Origin of the sequence: Paraburkholderia phytofirmans OLGA172, assembly GCF_001634365.1 — a bacterium.
Taxonomy (GTDB): Bacteria; Pseudomonadota; Gammaproteobacteria; order Burkholderiales; family Burkholderiaceae; genus Paraburkholderia.
The window spans coordinates 2107458-2126385 of sequence record NZ_CP014579.1 but is presented as its reverse complement, the minus strand read 5'-3'; the positions used below and the strand labels follow the sequence as shown (position 1 = coordinate 2126385).

The window sequence follows — 18928 nt, the reverse complement described above, 5'->3', positions numbered from 1 at the left end:
TCAACCGTGGCACCCTTGACGATTTCGTCGGGGCGTCTACATGGCATTTCCAAAGTTGACCATGCGTAAAATTCGAGAAGCGCTGCGCCTACATTTCGAATGCGGCTTTAATCATCGGGAAGTCGGTCGGGCGTTGGGCACGTCGCCCACAACCGTTGGGCAATATGTCCGCCGTCTGGAACGGGCAGGCTTACGCTACCCGCTGCCGCTAACGCTCAGCGATGATGAGCTCGAGGCACGCCTGTTTCCGCCGCCGCCGCGTGTGGAAGGAGAACGTCCCGCACCGCACTGGCCGACCGTGAGGCGGGAGCTTGCCCGCAAAGGCGTGACGCTCGACCTGCTCTGGAACGAGTACAAGGCCGAGCACCCCGACGGTTACGCGTACACCTGGTTTTGCACACGATACAGCGAATGGGCGAATGCGCTTCCGCTAACCTTGCGGCAAACACACGCTCCGGGCGAGAAGTTGTTCGTCGACTACTCAGGCGACAAGGTTGCGATCATCAATGCGGATACGGGCGAAATCCGGGAGGCTGAGTTGTTCGTGGCCGTGCTGGGAGCCTCGAACTATGCGGAAGCGACCTGGACCCAGCAGAGTTCTGACTGGATTGGCTCTCACATTCGAACATTCGAATTTATGGGCGGTTGTCCTGAGATCGTCACGCCCGACAACCTTAAATCGGGTGTGCACAAGCCGAGCTTTTACGATCCCATTATCAATCGAACATACGGAGAAATGGCCTCGCATTATTCCCTGGCTGTCATCCCGGCCCGGAGTAAAAAGCCCCGTGATAAAGCCAAGGTCGAGCAAGGCGTACTCCTTGTCCAACGCTACATTCTCGCCCGACTTCGCAAGCACCGTTTCTTTAGCCTGGCCGAGGCAAACTCTGCGATCGCGTCACTCCTGGTCGATTTGAACAACAAACCCTTCAAGAAGCTGCCGGGATCGCGCCGCAGCACCTACGATGAATTCGAACGCTCATCGCTGAAGGCGCTTCCATTGCTGCGCTATCAATATGCTGACTGGAAGGTGGCGCGCGTCGGGCCCGATTACCACGTCGACATTGACGTTCACTATTACTCTGTACCGCATCGCTTTGCGCGTCAACAGGTCGACGTTCGATATACGAACGGGACAGTCGAGATCTTCCACCGAGGCACGCGTATCGCCGCCCACGCGCGAAGCACTCGACGTGGTCACCACACTACGGTTAATGCGCACATGCCGCCTCATCATCAAGAGGTCAGCGGATGGGGATCACAGCGCCTGTACGACTGGGCCATGCGTATCGGCCCGCATACTGCCGCCGTGATCCAGCACTTGCTCGGCGGCCGGCAGCATCCTCAACAAGCCTATCGAGCCTGCCTGGGCGTGCTTCGCCTTGGCAAAGACCACGGCAATGCGCGGCTGGAAGCCGCGTGCTGCCGCGCCATCGATCTGAAGGCGCCAAGCTACCGTTTCATTAGCTCGACGCTTAAGAACGGTCTGGACCAGTCGCCTCAGACAGAAACGGATCAGGCCAGCTTACCGCTCACACACCCCAATGTGCGCGGCCCCGACTACTACCATTGAAGAGGACGCATGCTCAACCATCCGACGATCGACAAGCTTCACGCGCTGAGGCTGAACGGCATGGCAGCCGCCTTGGCGCAACAGCAGAATAACCCCGATATCGAAGCGCTGGGTTTCGAAGAGCGCTTGGGCTTGCTTGTGGAGCGCGAAGCAAGCGAACGCGAATCCAGGCAAACCTCATCGCGCCTTCGGCGCGCCAAGCTGAAGTTCCCCGATGCCGTGGCCGAAGACATCGACTACCGCACCCCGCGCGGGCTCGATCGCGCACTCATGGGCCGCTTGCTGACCGGCGAATGGATTCGGGAGAAGCACAACACGCTGATTATCGGCGCGACCGGCCTCGGTAAGACATGGCTCGGATGTGCGCTTGCCAATCAGGCATGCCGCTTAGGCTACACGGTGGCCTATCTCAAGATGCCGCGACTCACAGAGGAACTCGCTATTGCGCACAGCAGCGGCCGATACGCGCGAGCGCTCACGCAGTGGGCCAGGACGGACGTACTGTTGATGGATGACTTCGCGATGGCACCAATGCCTGATAGCGCCCGGCGCGATCTGCTCGAAATACTTGATGACCGCCACGGTCGCCGTTCAACCATCGCGACGAGTCAAATTCCTGTTGAAAACTGGCATGGCGCGCTCGGTGATCCGACACTTGCCGACGCCATTCTCGACCGGCTTGTTCACAACACGTATCGGATCGACATGAAGGGCGAATCGATGCGAAAACGAAAAATTAGTTTGACCGAAAACCTGCAGTCAGAGTAAAAACAGAAAACCCCTGCGTCGCTGCGCTCCGACTGTCCAGCTTCGCGCGAAACACCTGTCCGCCTTCACGCGAAACGCGTGTCCAGCTTCCCCGAAATACGCACCAGAGCCTCGTTACACGCACTTGCGAGCACGCTCCGCAATTTCTTCCGGTACGTAGAAGGACAAGGGTGGGCTACCAACGTTGCGTCCGGCATTGAAGCACCGGTGGTTTATAGGGAGGAGGGTTTGCCGCTCGGGCCGGATTGGGAGGATGTGCAAAGATTCGTCGCCAGTTTTGTCGGCGACAGCACGATCGATCTGCGCAACCGTGCGATGATCATGCTGCTGGTTGTCTACGGACTGCGGCGCGGCGAGGTGGTGCGACTCCGGCTGGAGGATATAGACTGGCGCGGCGAGATCCTTCATGTCAATCGTCCCAAGCAACGTTGCACTCAGCAATACCCGCTGGTGGCAACCGTTGGAAACGCCATTCTGCGCTACCTGAAGGAAGCGCGTCCGCGAAGCGCCCATCGCGAGCTGTTTCTGTCGGTCGAGGCGCCGATCCGACCGCTATCACCCGGATGCGTAAGCGGCATTGTCCGCTCGCGTCTCGCGACGCTTGGTATCGATATCCCGCGGCGTGGCGCACATTGCCTGAGGCACGCCAACGCCCGGCATTTACTCGACGCCGGTTTTGCGCTGAAGGAGATCGGGGACCATCTCGGCCATCGCAGCGCTTCGTCGACGAGAACCTATGCGAAGGTTGACCTCACCGGACTGCGGAGGGTGGCAGAAATCGATTTGGGGAGTCTGCTATGAAGCTCTCCGAACTTGTCGCCCAATACGTGAGCCACAAACGGGCTTTGGGCATGCGCTTCAATTTTGAGGCGCAAACACTTGCCTCATTCTGCCACCGGCTGGATGGCAACATTGATGTGGAGTCGGTCACGGTCGAACAGGTACAGGACTTCCTGACTGGTAATAGACCGCTGACCAACCATTGGGGTAAGAGAAGGTCGGTACTTGACTGCCTGTTTCGTTTCGCCCTTTCGCGTGGGTATGTCACGGCTTCTCCGCTGCCTCGCCATAGTCCGAAATTGCCGCCACCGCTGACGCCCTATATTTATTCGAAGGAGGAACTAAAGCGCCTGCTCGACCTGACATCGGCGGCATGCAGTCCACACGTTCCGCTGGACGCATACGTTATGCGCGCACTCATTCTGATTCTGTACGGCGCTTGCCTTCGGCATGGCGAAGCCTTGCGGCTGACCATGCAGGACGTCAATCTCGACGAAGCCGTTCTTCACATCCGCGAGAGTAAATTTTTTAAATCGAGGCTGGTTCCGCTAGGAGCAGATCTGAACGGTGCGATGCAAAGTTACGCCCGGCAACGCAATCAGAAATTTGGGCAGGCACCAGATGCGCCATTCTTCTGTTTCCGCGATGGTCGCCCCCTGAGCCAGACTGCTGTGCGCAGGGTCTTTCAGCGACAGCGCCTCCTGGCAAATATCCAACGCGAAGGCGGTGTGTCCTGCCAGCCCAGGTTGCATGATTTGCGGCACGCAGGCGCAGTGCACCGGCTAATTTCCTGGTATCGCAGCGGCGCGGATTTGCAGCTACTGTTGCCGCATCTCGCCACCTATCTCGGGCACATCGATCTCGCCGGTACCCAACGGTACCTTACCCTGACGCCCGAGTTGTTGCGTGAAGCGAGCGCGCGCTTTGAAGCCTACGCCCTGGAGACGCATCATGAATAACTCATCCTTGCTGGGTCCGTGGATCCGGCGCTTCCTGATCGAGCATCTGGTAGGCGAACGTAACCTTGCCATCAATACCCAGAAGAGCTACCGCGACATGCTCATGCTGTTGCTGCCGTATCTGGCCGCCAAGGTCGACAAGCGGATTGACCGCCTGACTGTGGATGATCTCTCCCCGCAAATGGTACGCCTGTTCCTGACGCACATGGAAGAACAGCGCCACTGCACGGTCAGCACACGAAATCAGCGGCTCGGCGGCATTCATGCGCTGGCCCGCTTCGTCGGCGAACATGCACCGGAATACGTCGACTGGTGGGCGCAGATTCATCTGATCCCCGTCAAGAGAACCAGTCGGCCGGAGATCAGCTATCTTAGCAAGCAGGAAATGGACGCCCTGCTTGCTGCCACCGACGTGAATACGGCGCAAGGGCAACGCGAACATGCGTTACTGCTGTTCATGTTTAACTCCGGAGCGCGTGCAAGCGAAGCTGCGCAGCTCAAGATTGGCGACGTTGACTGGCACACGCGCTCGGTCAGCATCGTCGGCAAGGGGAACAGACATCGGCGCTGCCCGCTCTGGAAATCGACGCTCGATGCGTTGTGCTTACAGACCGAAGGAAGGGCCGCAACTGCGCCGGTGTTCCTCAACCGATTCCACCAGACGATGACGCGATCCGGCATTCATGCACTGGTCAAGCGCTGTGCTATCCGTGCCGCCGCCAGCGCGCCGTCACTTGCCGGCAAGAATGTGCACCCACATGTGATTCGACATACGACCGCCTCGCTACTACTTCAGGCCGGTGTCGACATCAATACGATACGCGGCTGGCTCGGGCACGTTTCGTTGGAGACGACCAACATCTATGCCGAGATCAATCTGGAAACAAAGGCGCGGGCGCTGGCGGCATGCGAAGTAGACAGCGGTGCGGGAGAACAAAAGCAGTGGCGCGACCAGCCCGACCTGATGGCCTTCCTGCGCGCTCTTTAGCCGAATAATATGTGCTGTTCGCTTTCCGCAAAGACGCTGCCTTGGCCCAGTTTGTTATCGAGCAGCACATATTTTTTACCACGCCATACTCGTTTCCTCTGGCGACTGCCACGGGACGGGGCTCGAAGCGATGATGAGCGGCGAACGCCAGAAGCGTCGGGTTGAAGCGGATCGCATCACCCTGACGCTCGAGCACGGCGCTCCTGAGATTGTCGTAGAGGAGGATCCTCGGCAATCCGAACCACGCCGCAAACGCGCCGGCGTGGCCCGCCAGGAAGCTGTCCATGCGGGCATCGAGGAATTATGCGAAGCGACGGCTTATGCGAAGTGGGGGCTCCAGCGGAGTTTCCGAGCCCTGTGCAACGCGCGATCGATGGCGGCGATGCAGCAATGGACTTCGCATTACGTAAATGGTGTCCTCCAGTGGCAATCCAACCACAGGAGGTTTTATGGATGCACTCGCTTCAATCCGTCCAGCAGCAACTTCATGGCTGCTCCGCAGCAACATCGCCGAACTCGTTCAACCGTTCCGGGAGCGACTGGTGAAGCGTCGCTATGCCTGCAAGGTTGTGCGCTCCTATACGTACTGCCTGGCCCACTTTGCGCATTGGGCGCAGCGACGTCCCGGTGGCGCAATCGCGTCAGCCGAGCGTTCCGAACTCTTCCTTGACCGACATCTCGCCAAGTGCTGTTGTCCGCCAGAGGTGTCTCGTGATCGGGGTCATCATCATGCAGCACTAGCGCATCTGAGGGCACTACTTCACGAGCAAGACATCCCGATCACCGAGGGACGCAATGACATCGTTGACGAGGAGTTGCGGCATTACGACGACTATATGCGCCTGGCAAGAGGGCTCGCTCCGACCACGCGTGCCTTGCGCCTGCGCACCTTGCGGCCATTCATTGAGCAGCGCGTGAGCGCCGATCGAACCGATCTGCTACCGCTTACTGCAGATCATCTGCGCCAGTTCTTCTCCGAGATGCTTCAGCGATGGAGTGTCGCCAGCGCCGGAACGTTGGCCGGCGCGCTGCGCAGCTACCTCCGGTATCGCGCCACACACGGCGACGCTGTGAATCACTTGATCTCGGCGATCGCTCGCCCGCCGAACTGGCGACTGGCACCGTTACCACAAACGCTTACGGCGGCCGAGACGGCCAGACTGCTCGGTGCATTCGGCCCGGGCGTTGCTTCGGCGCGGCGCGGTTACGCGATGGTCCGGTGTCTCGTGGACCTGGGTCTGAGATCCAGCGAAGTCGTTGGCCTGAGCCTCGATGACATCGACTGGAAGAGCGGCACCGTGAGGCTGTGCCGGAACAAGTCGCGCCGAGTCGACATACTGCCGCTGCCGCACAGCACAGGAAGTGCGATTGCCTCCTACCTCCAGCATGAGCGGCCTTCATGCGCAGGTCGTCACCTTTTCGTGCGCTGTCGCGCCCCGGTGGAGCAACCGGTCGGGGCGGCAACGGTGCGACGTGTCGTTCTCGAGGCTTTTCAACGCTGCGGGCTACCTCCAGTGCGGGCGCACGCGTTGCGCAACACGCTCGCGGAACGCCTGCTCGATCATGGCGGAACGCTCAAGGACGTGGCCGACATCCTGCGTCATCGCGAGCTCAACACCACGATGATCTACGCGAAGGTGAACAATTCCTGCCTTGCTGAAGTTGCCATGCCATGGCCGGGGAGCGCGTCATGAGCATTGACAACACCACCATCCTCGCTACCGTGCAACGGTATCTGGATGAGCGCCGCGGACTCGGTTTCAAGATGCGTTGCGGCAGCGAACTGCTACGATTCGCGCGTTACGCGGATGCCCGTGGCCATCGGGGCCCGTTGACACTCGACCTCCAGCTCGACTGGGCACAAGACGGGGTGCTGGCCTGCGGCCCAGCGACGTGGCACCGGCGGTTGAAGGTCCTGCGGCCGTTTTCGAAGTACTACCGGCAGTTCGAGCCAGAGTCGGTCGTTCCCGATGCTTTCACGTTTGAACGGGGCCATCAACGGCTAGCGCCACACATCTATTTCGAGTACGAGATCGGCGCCTTGCTGCAGGCAGCAGGCCAGCTGACACCGATCGGCAGCCTGCGACCCGTCACGTATCAGACGTTGTTCGGACTGCTTGCGTCGACCGGGATGAGGGTGTCGGAAGCACGCAACCTGCAAGCCGACGACGTCGACTTGCGCAACGGCTGGCTTGTTATTCGGCAGACGAAGTATCGGAAGTCGCGCCGCTTACCCTTGCATGCCAGCGTGGTGCAAGCCTTGCGGGAGTACGAGATCATTCGCGATTGCACCGTGCCACGTACTGCCGGCATGGCCTTCTTCCTGAGTCAGGCAGGAACCCCGCTTACTCAATCGATCGTCAACCACACCTTCGGACTCCTGCGCCGCAAATTGGCCTGGGTGCCTCGCGGTGGGCATCCGATGCCTCGCATCCATGACATGAGGCACACGTTCGCCGTCAGGCGCATGCAACGGTGGCATGAAGACGGCACCACGATGGACCAGTGTCTCTTCTGGCTGTGCACCTACCTCGGCCACGCCAAGATCTCCGACACGTATTGGTACCTGACCGGTACGCCACAGCTCATGGAGCAGGTAGGCATCAAGTTCGAGCGCTTCGCTCTGGGCAAGGAGGCTAACCATGCGTAAGTCTGGCTCCGCTTCCTTTCCCGCCCTCGTTCAGGAGTTCTTCACCGAGTACATGACAAATCAGCGGGCACTGAGTCCACGCACCGTCGCGTCTTACCGGGACTCGTTTACCTTACTCCTGGCATTTGCCGAGGCACGCCTGGGTAAGCCGCCTACGACGTTGCAACTGGCCGACCTGAACCACCGCCTGATCGCCGAGTTTCTCGATCACCTAGAGCAAGAGCGCGGCAACTGCGTGCGCAGCCGTAACATTCGCCTGGCCGCGATCCGGTCATTCTTGCGGTTCGCCGCGAGGCGCGATGTTACAAGCATGCACCTGGTCGAACAAGCGCTAGCCGTGCCCATGAAACGCTATGAGCGGCCGATGCTCGGATACCTCACTCGTGATCAGATGCTGGCCATCATCGACGTGCCGGCGACTTCATGGCTTGGCCAGCGCGATCGGCTGCTCCTTGCCATGCTGTACAACACGGGGGCACGCGTGTCGGAGATTGTTGGCATGCGCGTCGGTGACGTGGTTCTTGGCGAGAGTTCTTGCGTGCACCTGCACGGCAAGGGTCGCAAGCAGCGATCGGTGCCACTGTGGAAGACGACCGCTCGGGAGGTCCGCGCTTGGTTGCGCACGAACGGCGAACCCAGCGCGGATGCTCCGCTGTTGCCCACGCGCGACGGCCGGCATATGACCCGAGCGAACGTAGCCCAGCGTCTTCACCTGGCCGCGCGGGATGCAATGGCGCGAGGCACGGATCTTCAGCTCGGCGCTGTGTCGCCGCACGCCGTGAGGCACTATATGCCCTTCCGAATTATGTCGGGCGGCACGATTGAACTTCGACGATCTACCCGAACGGTGCGTGTCGAAAGCAGATGTGCCAGACGTGCCCAAGTTATTACCCGACATAATTTCAGGCCGCTAAAGACTGCTCAGAAAGTCGAGAAGCTCGTCTGTCGGCTTGAAGCGTCCAGGCTTGCCGTGTCGCGGAGTTGCCTTCTCAAGGGCCTGTTCTTTCATCGCAAGGGTCGCTTCGATATAGATCTCCGTTGTCGCAACCGATTCATGCCCGAGCCACAACGCGATGACCGAGCGACGAACGCCTTGTTGCAGAAGGTCCATGGCCATGGTGTGTCTCAAACAGTGGACGGTGACCCGCTTTTGCTTCAACGACGGGCAGACTTCACAGGCGGTCTTGCGGTGCTTGTTTAGCAGGTACTGCACACCATGGACGCTGAGGCGTTCACCCCGCGCGCTGGGAAACAGAACCGTGCCATCACCACGTTGTGGTTCTCGCAACCACGCTTTCAGTACGGCGCGTGTGGATCTCGCGATGGGTGTACAGCGCTCTCTCCGACCTTTCCCGATCACCCGCACGTGAGCGCCTGCGCCAAGGATCAGGTCCTCACGTTTGAGACCGGTCATCTCGGACAGGCGAAGGCCGGTCTGTACGGCGACCAACATAAAGGCGTGATCGCGCCGACCAGACCAGGTGCCTTGATCAGGCGCGGCTAGCAAGGCGTCGACTTCAGGGCGCGTCAAAAAGTGGACCAGTGTACGCGTGAAGCGTTTGCTAGGGATAGCAAGCACCCGCTGGATCTGCGCCGAATGAGTCGGAGTTTCGAGGGCTGCGTAGTGAAAGAAGGAATGAATTGCCGCGAGGCGTAGATTGCGAGTGCGAACGCTGACACCCTGGTGCTTCTCGAGTTCATCGAGGAACGCGACAATCAAAGGCGCATCGATGTCTTCGAAGTTAAGCCGGGACGGCGGTTTATGCAAACGCTGCTGCACGAACTTCAGAAGTTGCCGAAAGGTATCGCGATAGGAGGTGATGGTGTAAGGGCTCGCCTGACGCTGCTGCATCAGGCGCTGCGTGAAGAAGAGTTCCAGTAGTGGAGCGAACGTCGCTGAAGTAGTCATTGCACGTCCTCCCAGCGTTGTTCGAGTCGACGCATCGCCTCACGCATCAGTTCGGGCGAGGCGCTTAAATACCACTGCGTATCCTCAACGTGGACATGACCGAGGTAGGCCGACAGGATTGGTAGGCGACGCTCGGGATCCTGATCGGACCGGTACCAGCGTACAAGTGTGTTGGTTGCGAACACGTGCCTCATATCGTGCAGACGCGGCCCGTGACGGTCTGACTCACCGCGCAAGCCGATCTGCCGCGACAACGCATAGAAAGCGCGATGAATCTGACCGCTGTCCAGCCGGTTGCCCCAGCTCGACACGAACAGGTACGAGGATACCGGTCGCCCCGCCCAATGACGTTGGCGTTTTGCGATATAGTTTGCGAGCACCTCGCAGGTCGAGGCATGCAAAGGAACCAATCTCGTCTTGCCTAGTTTCGCTCCGCGGACAGTCAATATCCCCGCGGTCAGATCCACGTCCTGTAGCTCGAGATTGCGCGCTTCACCCAGACGCATTCCTGATACGCTCAGCAATCCGAACAGGCAATGATAGGTCCACGGCAGCAGGGCACCCCGTTCATAACGATATGGCATTTGGAGTGCAGCCTGCAATAATGCGCAGATCTCGCTGGTCGAATATAAGTACGGTCTAGCCCGCTTCGGTTGAAACGGTAACAAGCCTGGCGCTGGTATCTCGGTGCGAAGATCGGTAGCACTGCGATGGCGCGCAAACTGTCGTACATAGCTCAGACGTTGCGCCCATTGCGCGGGCCGGACATCCGATGGCTGTTGAGCCCACGCGAGAGCCAATGCCTGGGTAACGTAGGGAGCACGATGCCGTTCCATAAACGCGACGAAATCTGGTAGCGCATTGCCTGCCTCTCTCAGCTTGAATCCCAGGCTTCGCCTCAGATCGATGTACTCCTTAACGGCTTGTCGAAGTGTGTTCATCGCACACCTCCCGGCCAGGGCAAAGCAAGTGTGCGCAATGCCTTGATGTCTACCGACGTATAGATCTTCGTTGTTTGTGGATGATGATGTCCCAATACCTCGCCGATCTCGCTGAGCGAGGCCCCACGGCTCAACATCTGGGTGGCCAGTCCGTGGCGGAACTGATGGGCACCCATCGTGGGTGCGTCGATGCCAGCGCGCTGAAGCGAATTCCGGACGAGGGAGCCGACGCCACTTTGCCCACGAAAACCTGTGATGGGCGCCTTTGCACGCAAAAATACGCGGCGACTGGCGCTATGAGGACGCCCGTACCGCAAATATGCGGCAATCGCCTTGCCGACGTCGGCGGGTAAGGGTAGCTCGCAGCGTTGGCCGCCCTTGCCGCGGACGCTCACCTGGCCCGCGCTCCAGTTGATGTCGTCGAGTTCGAGAAAAGCCACCTCACCAGCGCGTAACCCCAATCGCGCGAGCAGGAGCAGGATGGCGTAGTCACGACGCCCAACCGAGGTCTGTCTATCGATGCTAGCCAGCAGCTGCCGCGTCTGCTCAGCAGAAATCGCTCGAGGAATTGACGGCATCGACCAGTTGGCGACGACCGGAACGGCGGCAGCCAGATCCAGCGTAACGTCGCCGCGATAGCGCGCATAGCGTAGAAAGGAGCGCAGTGCAGTGGTCATTAGCTTGGCTCGCTTCAAATGCAAACTTGGTGCATGGAACTGCACGAAGCTCACGACATCCACGGCACGTAGGCGCGATAAGTTGACCCTCCCGTCACCGAAGCAATGGTGGAGAAAATCGCGGATGAATGGCACGTAATTAATGACCGTCGTTGCGGCAAGAGCCTTAGCGTCGCGCAAGTACTCTGCGTATGCCTGTGCACAGATCTCCGCAGGTGGCGCCCGACGTGTTGCTGTCTTCTCGACGGGAATCACGCCCTCACTGCGCATAAAATCGATGAGATGACGGAGTGCAGCCCGATCTCCAAGGTAAGGTTGCACATGTCGGGCGCGATAGCGCAAATACCGTGTCGCGTGGTCGTAGCAGATGTCCTGTACGCTGACGCCTGTCTTCTTAAGCCATCGACTAAAGCATGCGGCGATACGTACCTGCTGCTTCATGGACTGTGCGCTGTATCCCTGGGAGCTGATCGCATCCGCAAACACGATACCAAATGGGCTGCAAGCGGCCCTTCTGGCGCCTGAGAGAGCGTGACCTGATCATGAATGGCGTACTTCACGATGACCTCCTTCCCCGGCGTGGGGAGCGGCTGGAAGGAGTAAAGATTATCTCTATCCGGCATCGGCCATTTGGCCTAAAAAGCGCGCCGTCACGCGATTACAAGACATAATTCGGAAGGGCATATAGTGGCGGCTATCTCTTGATAGAAATAGCCGCCATTCCACGGCAATGCACTTGCTTCAGTCTGGTGTTGACATCAGCGTGATCGCGTTGTGGCTTGGCCACGAGAGCCCTGCGACAACACACGCGTACGTGGAAGCGAATCTGACGATGAAGGAACAGGCGTTGGCCAAGCTCGAGCCGCCGCAATTCGGACGCAAACGCTATCGACCGCCCGATGCTCTGCTGCGCTTTCTGCAGGGCCTCTGATTATGCGAATCGGCCGACACGTCTTTGGCACAGGGTGTGCCGTGCCGGCCGACTTCACTGCTATACCACTTCGCATAAGCCGTCGCTTCGCATAATTCCTCTCATGCATATAAGAGCCATGAGAGGAAGAAGCGCAGATAGATCTGCCGCGACCACGACAGCACCATGACGAAGGCCATCAGTGGCCGGCGCGCGCGCCCGATCTGCAGGTGATCGAAATGGGCCCAGTCAACCTGGCCCTGCTCTCCGGGCAAGGTGCGCAGCCGCAGATAAGCCTCTGGCGTAGGACGCGGACGGTGTACCGCGATCAGGTGGCGGAAATGATGAGGGTTGCCACGGTAGCCGCGCTCGGTGACCATCGCATACAGCCGGCTGGCCGTGAGCGACGGAAACCTCTTGAGCGTGTCATGGATAAACGGCAGGTAGGCATCGATCTGCGAAGGTCTGAGCATCCCGCCGACGCGGGGCAGACCGGCCTGCGCCAGCACGCGCTGGACCGTGCCACGGTGCACGTGCAACTGCCGTGCGATGGTGCCGCAGCGCCACTTCTCGACGTGGTAGTAGCGCAAGATCTGCGCCTCCAGTTCAACTCCAATGGTCATGGGTCACTTCCTGTGTAGTAGGTAGCAGTCCGAACATCACGGAAGACCCGACGGCGAAGTGGACCCAGGCGTAGGAAGCCCGCACAGACGCAGTGGCAGAAGTGGCAATGCTCAGGCACAGGTGTGGTGTGCGTGGATACCGCTGCGGTGGCCGATGTCGTCGAAGTCGGTATCAGTAAAGCATCGGCGGCAGGCTCAGCGGAACCCTGATGCGTCACTTTATTGTTGCGGCTGCGATAGCGGCGCATCCGTTCGGCGTGCGCAAAACGGCCGTGGCGGGTGCGCTGGTAGCGTTGACCGGCCACACGCATGCTGGTTTGATGGGCGAGCAACGAACAGTCGCCGTCGCAATAGATCTGGCCTATGCGCAAGTGAAGAACGATTTTCTGGTACTCGCAGGCTGTGTTAAAGCGGACATCCCCACAAACACAGCCGAGGACCTGCATGATGACAGCAAGACGAACGACCATCCGGCGACTCCCGTTGACCGAGGTCGTTGACCGCGACACACCCGGCGCAACGCCGGTCAGTATCACCACGCCCGATGGCGGCACCATCTATCACACGGCCCCGCTCGCGGCCCCCGACACAGGCAAGCGACGCGACGCCCGCCCGCAGTGGATCGCAGACACCTTCCCTCTCTTTCCTGTTGTCCGACTCGCTGACGGTGCGCCGTGGGCCGAGGCGAACGTCTGGCTCATCGATATGATGGAGTCGAAGTCGTCGCCCAACATGCTCACGTTCGCCAGCATCGCAGACGACCTGGTGGCGTTCCGTCGTTATCTGGATGACGAGGGCGTCGACTGGCTGACGTTCCCCGCGAACAAGCGGCAACGTCCGACCTACCGCTACAGCGCCTCGATCAGGCTGGCCGTGCAGGCAGGCGAACTGTCTCCGGGCGTCGCCAGGCGTCGTATGGGCGCTGTGTTGCGCTTCTATCGCTGGCTCATGACCGAGGCAGGCTTCAGGCCTGCGAACGCGCCGTGGGTCGAATCTGACCGGCTCATCGAGTTCAGGGATCAGAAGGGCTTCAGCAGCGTGATCGCGGTCAAGACCACTGACCTGTCGATCAGCGGTCGGCGCGCCGAAGACCCGTGGGACGATCACATTCAGGACGGCGGCCGCCTGCGCCCACTGCCCTCGTCAGAGCAGTCGGTGCTGCTCGAATCGTTAGCCGCTCTCGGCAACACCGAGATGACGCTCGTTCATCTTTTCGCGCTGTTGTCAGGCGCTCGCATCCAGACAGTATTGACCGTGCGCGCGAAACACGTGATGCGCAAGCCGGGCGAGTTTCACGGTGACGACATCCGGCTCGCCTGTGGGCCAGGTACGGGCATCGACACGAAGGGCGGCGTTAAAGGCGTGCTGCACCTGCCGCGCGGTTTCTACGAGCGGCTGTACGTCTACGTGCACAGCGATCGTGCACGCAAGCGTCGCCAGCTGGCAGACGGCGGTGATCATCCCGACCAGCCGATCTTTCTGAGCCATCGCGGGGCGCCGCTCTACGAGGATCGCGCGTCGCGCGGCCCGCTCACCACTGGCCCGCGCGTGCGCCGTTACGTCAAGACCGGGCAGGCCGTGCGCCAGTTCATCAGGGACGAACTGTTGCCCATGATGCGCGTGCGGCTCGACAACCCCAGGTACGAGTTCAGCTTCCACGACCTGCGCGCGACCTTCGGGTTGAACATGGTCGACGCGATGACAGCGAACGGGACGAAGTACACACGGGCGCTCGATCAGTTGCGGCAGTTGATGTGGCACGTACAACCGTCAATGACTGAGCGCTATATCGCTTACCGCGAGAATCGCAAGCTGTTCGACGCTGTGCAGGATGGCTGGGGCGCGCACCTGTCGACGCTGGTCGCGCGCACGCTCGACACGGTGGAGGCAGCATGAGTCGCCAGTACGAGGAAGTGTGCATGCCGCTCGCGGAAGGCACGCTGCTGCTGCACCCCGAGCGCGCGCTGCTCAGGTGGGAAGGCATGAGCAGACTTTCCGATATCGGTCAGATCTGCTATCTGACGCGCGACACGTCGAACCCGCAGCGCACGCGACACACTTTCGACCACACAAGCTTCTGCAGCGAACGCGCCAGGGTTGTACGTCTGCTGGTGACGCAGCTTTCCGCGCAGGTGACCCCCGGCGTGATGCGTCCGAAGACGGTCTACGGTGCGCTACGCGACGTGCTTGACTTCGTGAACTGGGCCGACAGGCAGGGCCTGCATCAGGTGCTCTGTGACGAGAAGCCTACGACGGAGGCTGTTCATCGCTACTTCGGTGAGAAGCGCGAACAGGTCTCGCAGGGCAACCTGAGCCGCAATACCGTCGCCAGCTATCAGCGTAATCTGTTGTCGATGCTACGCGAGCTCTTCCGAAACGACGAGTTCTGCGCCGATGCGCGGGTGCTGCGCTGGCGACAGGAAGCGGCTGTGCCGACAGCTGTGCCTGACGCCGAAGCACAGGCCGCCCTGCTTGCGTGGGCTGATGCGCTCTTCAGCAGCATCAGCATGCTGGTGCTCGACTTCAAGCCGTACCCGATGCACGTGAGCACGGCGCGATGCGAGAGTCTTTGCCTTGTTCCGCACAGACACAACCGCCGTGAAGGCAACGACTCGCCTGGCCTGGCTGGCTGGAATCTGGAAACAGGCGAGCTGCGCACCCGGGAAGAACTCATAACGCGCATGGCTGAGGCTGGCGCTAAAGATCCTCTTAACCGTTCACGGGGCGTTGCCTGGTTTGCCGCTAAACATCTTGCGGCGGCGAACAAGAACGCACAGTCGGCTATCCGTCGCTTGCACGCTTCGATGGCGGTCTATTGCTTCGCCGCGCTGTTTCTGGCCGAAACGGGCGTCAACCTCGCACAATTGCTGGCCATGAAGTGGAGTCCGGAGCTTGCCGCGAGCTTGCAGGATGCGTCGGTTGCGCGTCAGAAGTTTCGCGAGGTCAAGTACCGTGCAGGTGCGAAAGAGATTACGTTCACCGTCTCGCTGGGCTTCCTGCCAAAGCTCAAGGCATACCTGGCGTTGCGCGAGTATCTGATGCAGGACGCAGACCGGGACGCGTTGTTCGTCGTAGTCGGACACCATGCCCAGCCGGGGCGGCTAACCGATCTCTCAATCAACTTCCTGGATCTACTTTACCGTCGACTCGACACGCTCGGGATCGTGCTGCCGCGCATTAGCGCACGCCAGTGGCGTGCGGCAAAGCAGGATTGGGCGGTGAGCAACCACGACCCTCTCGTCGCAGCGAGGCTGATGGGGCACTCGCTGGCCACGGCGCTGCGTTCGTACTCGACTGGCACGGATGCCGCGCACAAGGCTGAGATGGGCGCATTCCTCGCTTCAGTCGAGAAGACCGTGCTGAAGCCCGGCAACGACCCGGCGGGCAGCATCAGGAGCGCGGTGGGCATCTGCATCGGGTTCCACAAGCCTGCGCCGATCGCGGCGTCGGTTACCGTACAGCCTGACTGCCGCTCGACCGAAGGGTGCCTCTTCTGCGACCAGTACCGCGTACACGCTGACGCTGCCGACGTCCGCAAGCTGCTGAGCTGCCGCCACTGCGTCAGGCTCGTGAGCGGGCGTGCCGACTCGATCGAACAGTACGACAGCTCGTTCGGGGCCGTGCTGCGGCGCGTTGACTTCCTGCTGGATGAACTGCGCAGGCGCGACGCCGCGCTGGTCGAACAGATCGAGCAGGACGTCGATATCGAAGGGAATCTGGACGCTTTCTGGTCAGCCAAGCTCGACCAGCTTTACGAATTGGGAGTAGCATGAATAACACGTTGATCGCGCCGATGGCTGAGCGCCCCAACTGGTATCGGGTCGAAGACGATACGGTGGTTACGCACGACAAGGCCGGGAATGCCGTTTCGCTGTTTGGTGACGACGCCTGGGACATCCGGGCATATACGATTGGACCGCGCACCCATATCTACTTCAGGGGCCACCTGTCTGACGGCGTGTGCCGCGCCCGTTCAGAAGCGACTACGCGTCAGTGGAAGCAGGTGATGTACTTTCTGATGCACGAAGCGACCGATACGGTACCGGCGTTCGGTACGTTTCTATCTAGTTCAACCTGCCTGAAGGAATTCACGTTCTTTGCTGCCGAACGTCAGCTTACGCTCTACGAGGGGTTGTCCAGCGCTGCCGTTGTTCTGGACTATGTGGCGCATGCCGGGAGGGAGAGAAAGGCCAATCCTCTTCATTCGCTTCTCGTAAAGCTTCACCGTCTGGGCGTCGGGACCACGGGGCTGCGCGTACCGCTGGCCCAACTGCACAAGCCTCTGCTTGAACGCTACGCGCAACGTGCTGGAAGCTCACAACACCCTGTCATCCCGACGCGGATCTACCAGCACTTCCTGTCGACCTGTGAGCACGACCTCAGCGTTGCTGAGGGTGTCGCTGGCATCCTGTCGGACTACCTCGCACGCAGGTACGCCGGCGAGATTCCATGCATCCCTGATGAACTGGTAAGAATTGCTGAGTACTTCGCGTGCAAGAACTCCCCTTTCGTCGTGTTGTCGCTTGTGGCGTCGATCGGTGCGCTATGCCAGCTTGTCATCCTGTCATTCACCGGCATGCGTGCGATGGAAGCGGAGACCCTGCCGTACGACTGCCTGCGCGAGACCCGTCTGGATGGCGTGACCCACTACACCATCGAGGGCGTCACGACCAAACTGTCGGGAGGGCATCCCAGGCGCGCATGCTGGGTGAGCAGCCCGCTCGCCGCCCGTGCCGTCAGGCTCGCGCAACGCCTGTCGGGCGAGGCACACCGTGCGCACGGCGAGCAGGGCTACGCCGAATCGACGGACGGTTCGCACCTGCTGTTCTGCCGGATGGGTCTGCATCTTAAGTACGTGGCAAACCGGGCGGCGAGTAACGTACATCACGAAATCGAAGCCTTTCGCGAGCGCGTCTTCCCGACGATCGCGGCGGAGGATATTGCTGAACTGAAGCGTGTTGACATGCACCGCGCGTGGGAAGACGAGCCGAAGTACGCGCTCGGGCAGCAGTGGCCGTTCACTCGGCACCAGCTTCGCAGGACCCTGGCCCTCTTCGCCCATCGGAGCGGCCTCGTGACGCTACCGACGCTCAAACGTCAACTGCAGCACCTCACGCAGGAGATGAGCACCTACTATGCGCGCGGCTCGGCGTTCGCGAAGGGCTTCATCGACACCGACAGGACCCACTTCGCGAAGGAATGGGCCGAGACGCAGGGCCTGTCCGAATATCTCGCGTACGCCGAGCAGGTGCTGTTCGCTGACGAGCGGCTGTTCGGCGGGCACGCAGCGTGGGTGCAGAGCCGTGCCGTGCAGGCTTCGCCGGTGTCGGTTTATTCGCGCGAGCAGACGGTGAGAATGTTCGGGAAGGGCGAACTGGCGTACCGAGAGACGGTTTTGGGCGGCTGCGTCAGCGTCGAGCCGTGCAAGTCGACGCCACTCGACTGGATGCGTCTGGATTGCCTTGAATCGAACTGCCGCAATCTCGTCGTCGTGCCGTCAAAGCTTCAGCGCGTGATCAAGGCGCAGCAGGTTACGGTCGCGAAGCTGCGCGCGGTCGATGAGGCGAGCGTCGAATACCGTATCGAGGCCCAGACGCTGCAACGACTGCTTGACGCGCAGAAGAAACTGATCAAACCGGAGGCAGCATGAGCGACGCCATGACCGACTACTACGCCGCCCTTGAGCGGCTGAAGAAACGCAAGGGTGCACATATCAACAACGACACCGTGGCGATCGAGGCGGGCCGCAAGAAGGGCAGCATCAAGAAGTCGCGCCCGCAGTTCACCGAACTGATCGCAGCGATCGACACGGCCAACGTGGTAACCGCGCGCCCGAAGCTCGAGCTGAACGAGCGGCTGAACCGCGCGAAGGACGACGCGAAGGATCTGCAGGCACAGCTTCACGAGTCGCTGGCTCGTGAACTCGCTCTGCTGCGTCAGGTGTTCAGCCTGCGCAAGGAACTGGCCGCGCTGCGTGGCGGTAGCGTCCTGCCCTTGCAGCCGCGCTAGATCGGGGCGAGCGTCTTCGCTCCAGGCGGGCTGGCGAAGCCCGGCAAAGTGAACCCTTCACGCGCGATGGCTTGACGCGCTCCAGCATGGTCGGAGGCCCGGCTTTATCGGGCCACCGACCATGCGAAACTTGCGGCGGAA

Annotated in this window: 15 protein-coding genes and 4 pseudogenes; 14 read left to right on the top strand and 5 right to left on the bottom strand. The window is 60.6% G+C overall.

Annotated features, from left to right (window positions below):
- Positions 1–40 precede the first annotated feature (40 nt).
- The 5 genes from istA to AYM40_RS29495 all read left to right on the top strand — a co-directional run bounded on the left by istA (position 41) and on the right by AYM40_RS29495 (position 5068).
- Entirely contained in the window at positions 41–1573 is a 1533-nt protein-coding gene (gene istA / locus AYM40_RS29515; protein WP_082855380.1) for an IS21 family transposase, read from the top strand.
- A gap of 9 nt (positions 1574–1582) precedes the next feature.
- Positions 1583–2341 (top strand): IS21-like element helper ATPase IstB, encoded by a 759-nt coding sequence (gene istB / locus AYM40_RS29510; RefSeq protein ID WP_063499605.1) that lies wholly within the window; start codon positions 1583–1585, stop codon positions 2339–2341.
- 78 nt (positions 2342–2419) lie between these two features.
- Positions 2420–3142, top strand: a complete 723-nt coding sequence (locus AYM40_RS29505) for a tyrosine-type recombinase/integrase (RefSeq protein WP_201788171.1) — start codon at positions 2420–2422, stop codon at positions 3140–3142.
- Positions 3139–4080: a tyrosine-type recombinase/integrase gene (locus tag AYM40_RS29500; protein WP_063499603.1), complete on the top strand. Its 942-nt coding sequence runs from the start codon at positions 3139–3141 to the stop codon at positions 4078–4080. Before AYM40_RS29505 ends, AYM40_RS29500 begins: the two co-directional genes overlap by 4 nt.
- Positions 4046–5068, top strand: coding sequence for a tyrosine-type recombinase/integrase (locus AYM40_RS29495; protein ID WP_236720987.1), 1023 nt, complete (start codon positions 4046–4048; stop codon positions 5066–5068). The genes AYM40_RS29500 and AYM40_RS29495 overlap by 35 nt, the downstream gene beginning before the upstream one ends.
- Positions 5069–5141: 73 nt before the next feature.
- Here AYM40_RS29495 and AYM40_RS42830 read toward each other — a convergent pair.
- Positions 5142–5369: pseudogene (locus AYM40_RS42830) on the bottom strand (IS21 family transposase); the annotation flags it as partial.
- A gap of 148 nt (positions 5370–5517) precedes the next feature.
- On the opposite strand from AYM40_RS42830, the gene AYM40_RS29490 reads away from it, so the two are divergent.
- The 3 genes and pseudogenes from AYM40_RS29490 to AYM40_RS29480 form a co-directional block, all read left to right on the top strand.
- On the top strand, positions 5518–6762 hold the full coding sequence (locus AYM40_RS29490) for a tyrosine-type recombinase/integrase (protein ID WP_063499601.1): 1245 nt from the start codon (positions 5518–5520) through the stop codon (positions 6760–6762).
- Positions 6759–7718, top strand: coding sequence for a tyrosine-type recombinase/integrase (locus AYM40_RS29485; RefSeq protein ID WP_063499600.1), 960 nt, complete (start codon positions 6759–6761; stop codon positions 7716–7718). Before AYM40_RS29490 ends, AYM40_RS29485 begins: the two co-directional genes overlap by 4 nt.
- Positions 7711–8508 (top strand): annotated as a pseudogene (locus AYM40_RS29480) (tyrosine-type recombinase/integrase); the annotation flags it as partial. The gene AYM40_RS29485 and the pseudogene AYM40_RS29480, both read left to right, overlap by 8 nt.
- Before the next feature lie 120 nt (positions 8509–8628).
- Here the strand turns inward: AYM40_RS29480 and AYM40_RS39225 are convergent.
- Genes AYM40_RS39225 through AYM40_RS29460 form a run of 3 tightly spaced genes read right to left on the bottom strand, consistent with a single transcriptional unit; the run spans position 8629 to position 11686 of the window.
- Positions 8629–9627 (bottom strand): site-specific integrase, encoded by a 999-nt coding sequence (locus AYM40_RS39225; protein ID WP_063499677.1) that lies wholly within the window; start codon positions 9625–9627, stop codon positions 8629–8631.
- On the bottom strand, positions 9624–10568 hold the full coding sequence (locus AYM40_RS29465; protein ID WP_063499596.1) for a tyrosine-type recombinase/integrase: 945 nt from the start codon (positions 10566–10568) through the stop codon (positions 9624–9626). Before AYM40_RS29465 ends, AYM40_RS39225 begins: the two co-directional genes overlap by 4 nt.
- Positions 10565–11686 carry a site-specific integrase gene (locus tag AYM40_RS29460; protein WP_201788170.1) on the bottom strand — a complete coding sequence of 374 codons (1122 nt, stop codon included), beginning with the start codon at positions 11684–11686 and terminating at the stop codon, positions 10565–10567. Before AYM40_RS29460 ends, AYM40_RS29465 begins: the two co-directional genes overlap by 4 nt.
- A 274-nt stretch (positions 11687–11960) precedes the next feature.
- On the opposite strand from AYM40_RS29460, the pseudogene AYM40_RS29455 reads away from it, so the two are divergent.
- Positions 11961–12176 (top strand): annotated as a pseudogene (locus AYM40_RS29455) (tyrosine-type recombinase/integrase); the annotation flags it as partial.
- A 122-nt stretch (positions 12177–12298) separates the two neighbouring features.
- On the opposite strand, the pseudogene AYM40_RS29450 reads toward AYM40_RS29455, so the two are convergent.
- Positions 12299–12778: pseudogene (locus AYM40_RS29450) on the bottom strand (IS21 family transposase); the annotation flags it as partial.
- A 209-nt stretch (positions 12779–12987) separates the two neighbouring features.
- Here AYM40_RS29450 and AYM40_RS41570 point away from each other — a divergent pair.
- From AYM40_RS41570 to AYM40_RS29425, 5 genes are read left to right on the top strand one after another with little or no spacing between them, the layout of a single operon-like run.
- On the top strand, positions 12988–13278 hold the full coding sequence (locus AYM40_RS41570) for a hypothetical protein (protein WP_063499595.1): 291 nt from the start codon (positions 12988–12990) through the stop codon (positions 13276–13278).
- A complete protein-coding gene (locus AYM40_RS29440) occupies positions 13262–14674 on the top strand; it encodes a site-specific integrase (RefSeq protein ID WP_236720986.1) in 1413 nt (470 codons plus the stop codon). The genes AYM40_RS41570 and AYM40_RS29440 overlap by 17 nt, the downstream gene beginning before the upstream one ends.
- Complete coding sequence (locus tag AYM40_RS29435; RefSeq protein WP_063499594.1) at positions 14671–16551, top strand: hypothetical protein; 1881 nt, start codon at positions 14671–14673, stop codon at positions 16549–16551. Before AYM40_RS29440 ends, AYM40_RS29435 begins: the two co-directional genes overlap by 4 nt.
- Positions 16548–18428: a hypothetical protein gene (locus AYM40_RS29430; RefSeq protein WP_063499593.1), complete on the top strand. Its 1881-nt coding sequence runs from the start codon at positions 16548–16550 to the stop codon at positions 18426–18428. The genes AYM40_RS29435 and AYM40_RS29430 overlap by 4 nt, the downstream gene beginning before the upstream one ends.
- On the top strand, positions 18425–18787 hold the full coding sequence (locus AYM40_RS29425; protein WP_063499592.1) for a hypothetical protein: 363 nt from the start codon (positions 18425–18427) through the stop codon (positions 18785–18787). The genes AYM40_RS29430 and AYM40_RS29425 overlap by 4 nt, the downstream gene beginning before the upstream one ends.
- Positions 18788–18928 lie beyond the last annotated feature (141 nt).

What these genes read in the sequence shown, in the direction of transcription:
- istB (WP_063499605.1), top strand. Translation starts at nt 1,583, where the DNA reads ATGCTCAACCATCCGACGATCGACAAGCTTCACGCGCTGAGGCTGAAC.
- AYM40_RS41570 (WP_063499595.1), top strand. Translation starts at nt 12,988, where the DNA reads ATGCGTCACTTTATTGTTGCGGCTGCGATAGCGGCGCATCCGTTCGGC.
- istA (WP_082855380.1), top strand. Translation starts at nt 41, where the DNA reads ATGGCATTTCCAAAGTTGACCATGCGTAAAATTCGAGAAGCGCTGCGC.
- AYM40_RS29425 (WP_063499592.1), top strand. Translation starts at nt 18,425, where the DNA reads ATGAGCGACGCCATGACCGACTACTACGCCGCCCTTGAGCGGCTGAAG.
- AYM40_RS39225 (WP_063499677.1), bottom strand. Translation starts at nt 9,627, where the DNA reads ATGACTACTTCAGCGACGTTCGCTCCACTACTGGAACTCTTCTTCACG.
- AYM40_RS29500 (WP_063499603.1), top strand. Translation starts at nt 3,139, where the DNA reads ATGAAGCTCTCCGAACTTGTCGCCCAATACGTGAGCCACAAACGGGCT.
- AYM40_RS29435 (WP_063499594.1), top strand. Translation starts at nt 14,671, where the DNA reads ATGAGTCGCCAGTACGAGGAAGTGTGCATGCCGCTCGCGGAAGGCACG.
- AYM40_RS29465 (WP_063499596.1), bottom strand. Translation starts at nt 10,568, where the DNA reads ATGAACACACTTCGACAAGCCGTTAAGGAGTACATCGATCTGAGGCGA.
- AYM40_RS29485 (WP_063499600.1), top strand. Translation starts at nt 6,759, where the DNA reads ATGAGCATTGACAACACCACCATCCTCGCTACCGTGCAACGGTATCTG.
- AYM40_RS29430 (WP_063499593.1), top strand. Translation starts at nt 16,548, where the DNA reads ATGAATAACACGTTGATCGCGCCGATGGCTGAGCGCCCCAACTGGTAT.
- AYM40_RS29460 (WP_201788170.1), bottom strand. Translation starts at nt 11,686, where the DNA reads ATGAAGCAGCAGGTACGTATCGCCGCATGCTTTAGTCGATGGCTTAAG.
- AYM40_RS29490 (WP_063499601.1), top strand. Translation starts at nt 5,518, where the DNA reads ATGGATGCACTCGCTTCAATCCGTCCAGCAGCAACTTCATGGCTGCTC.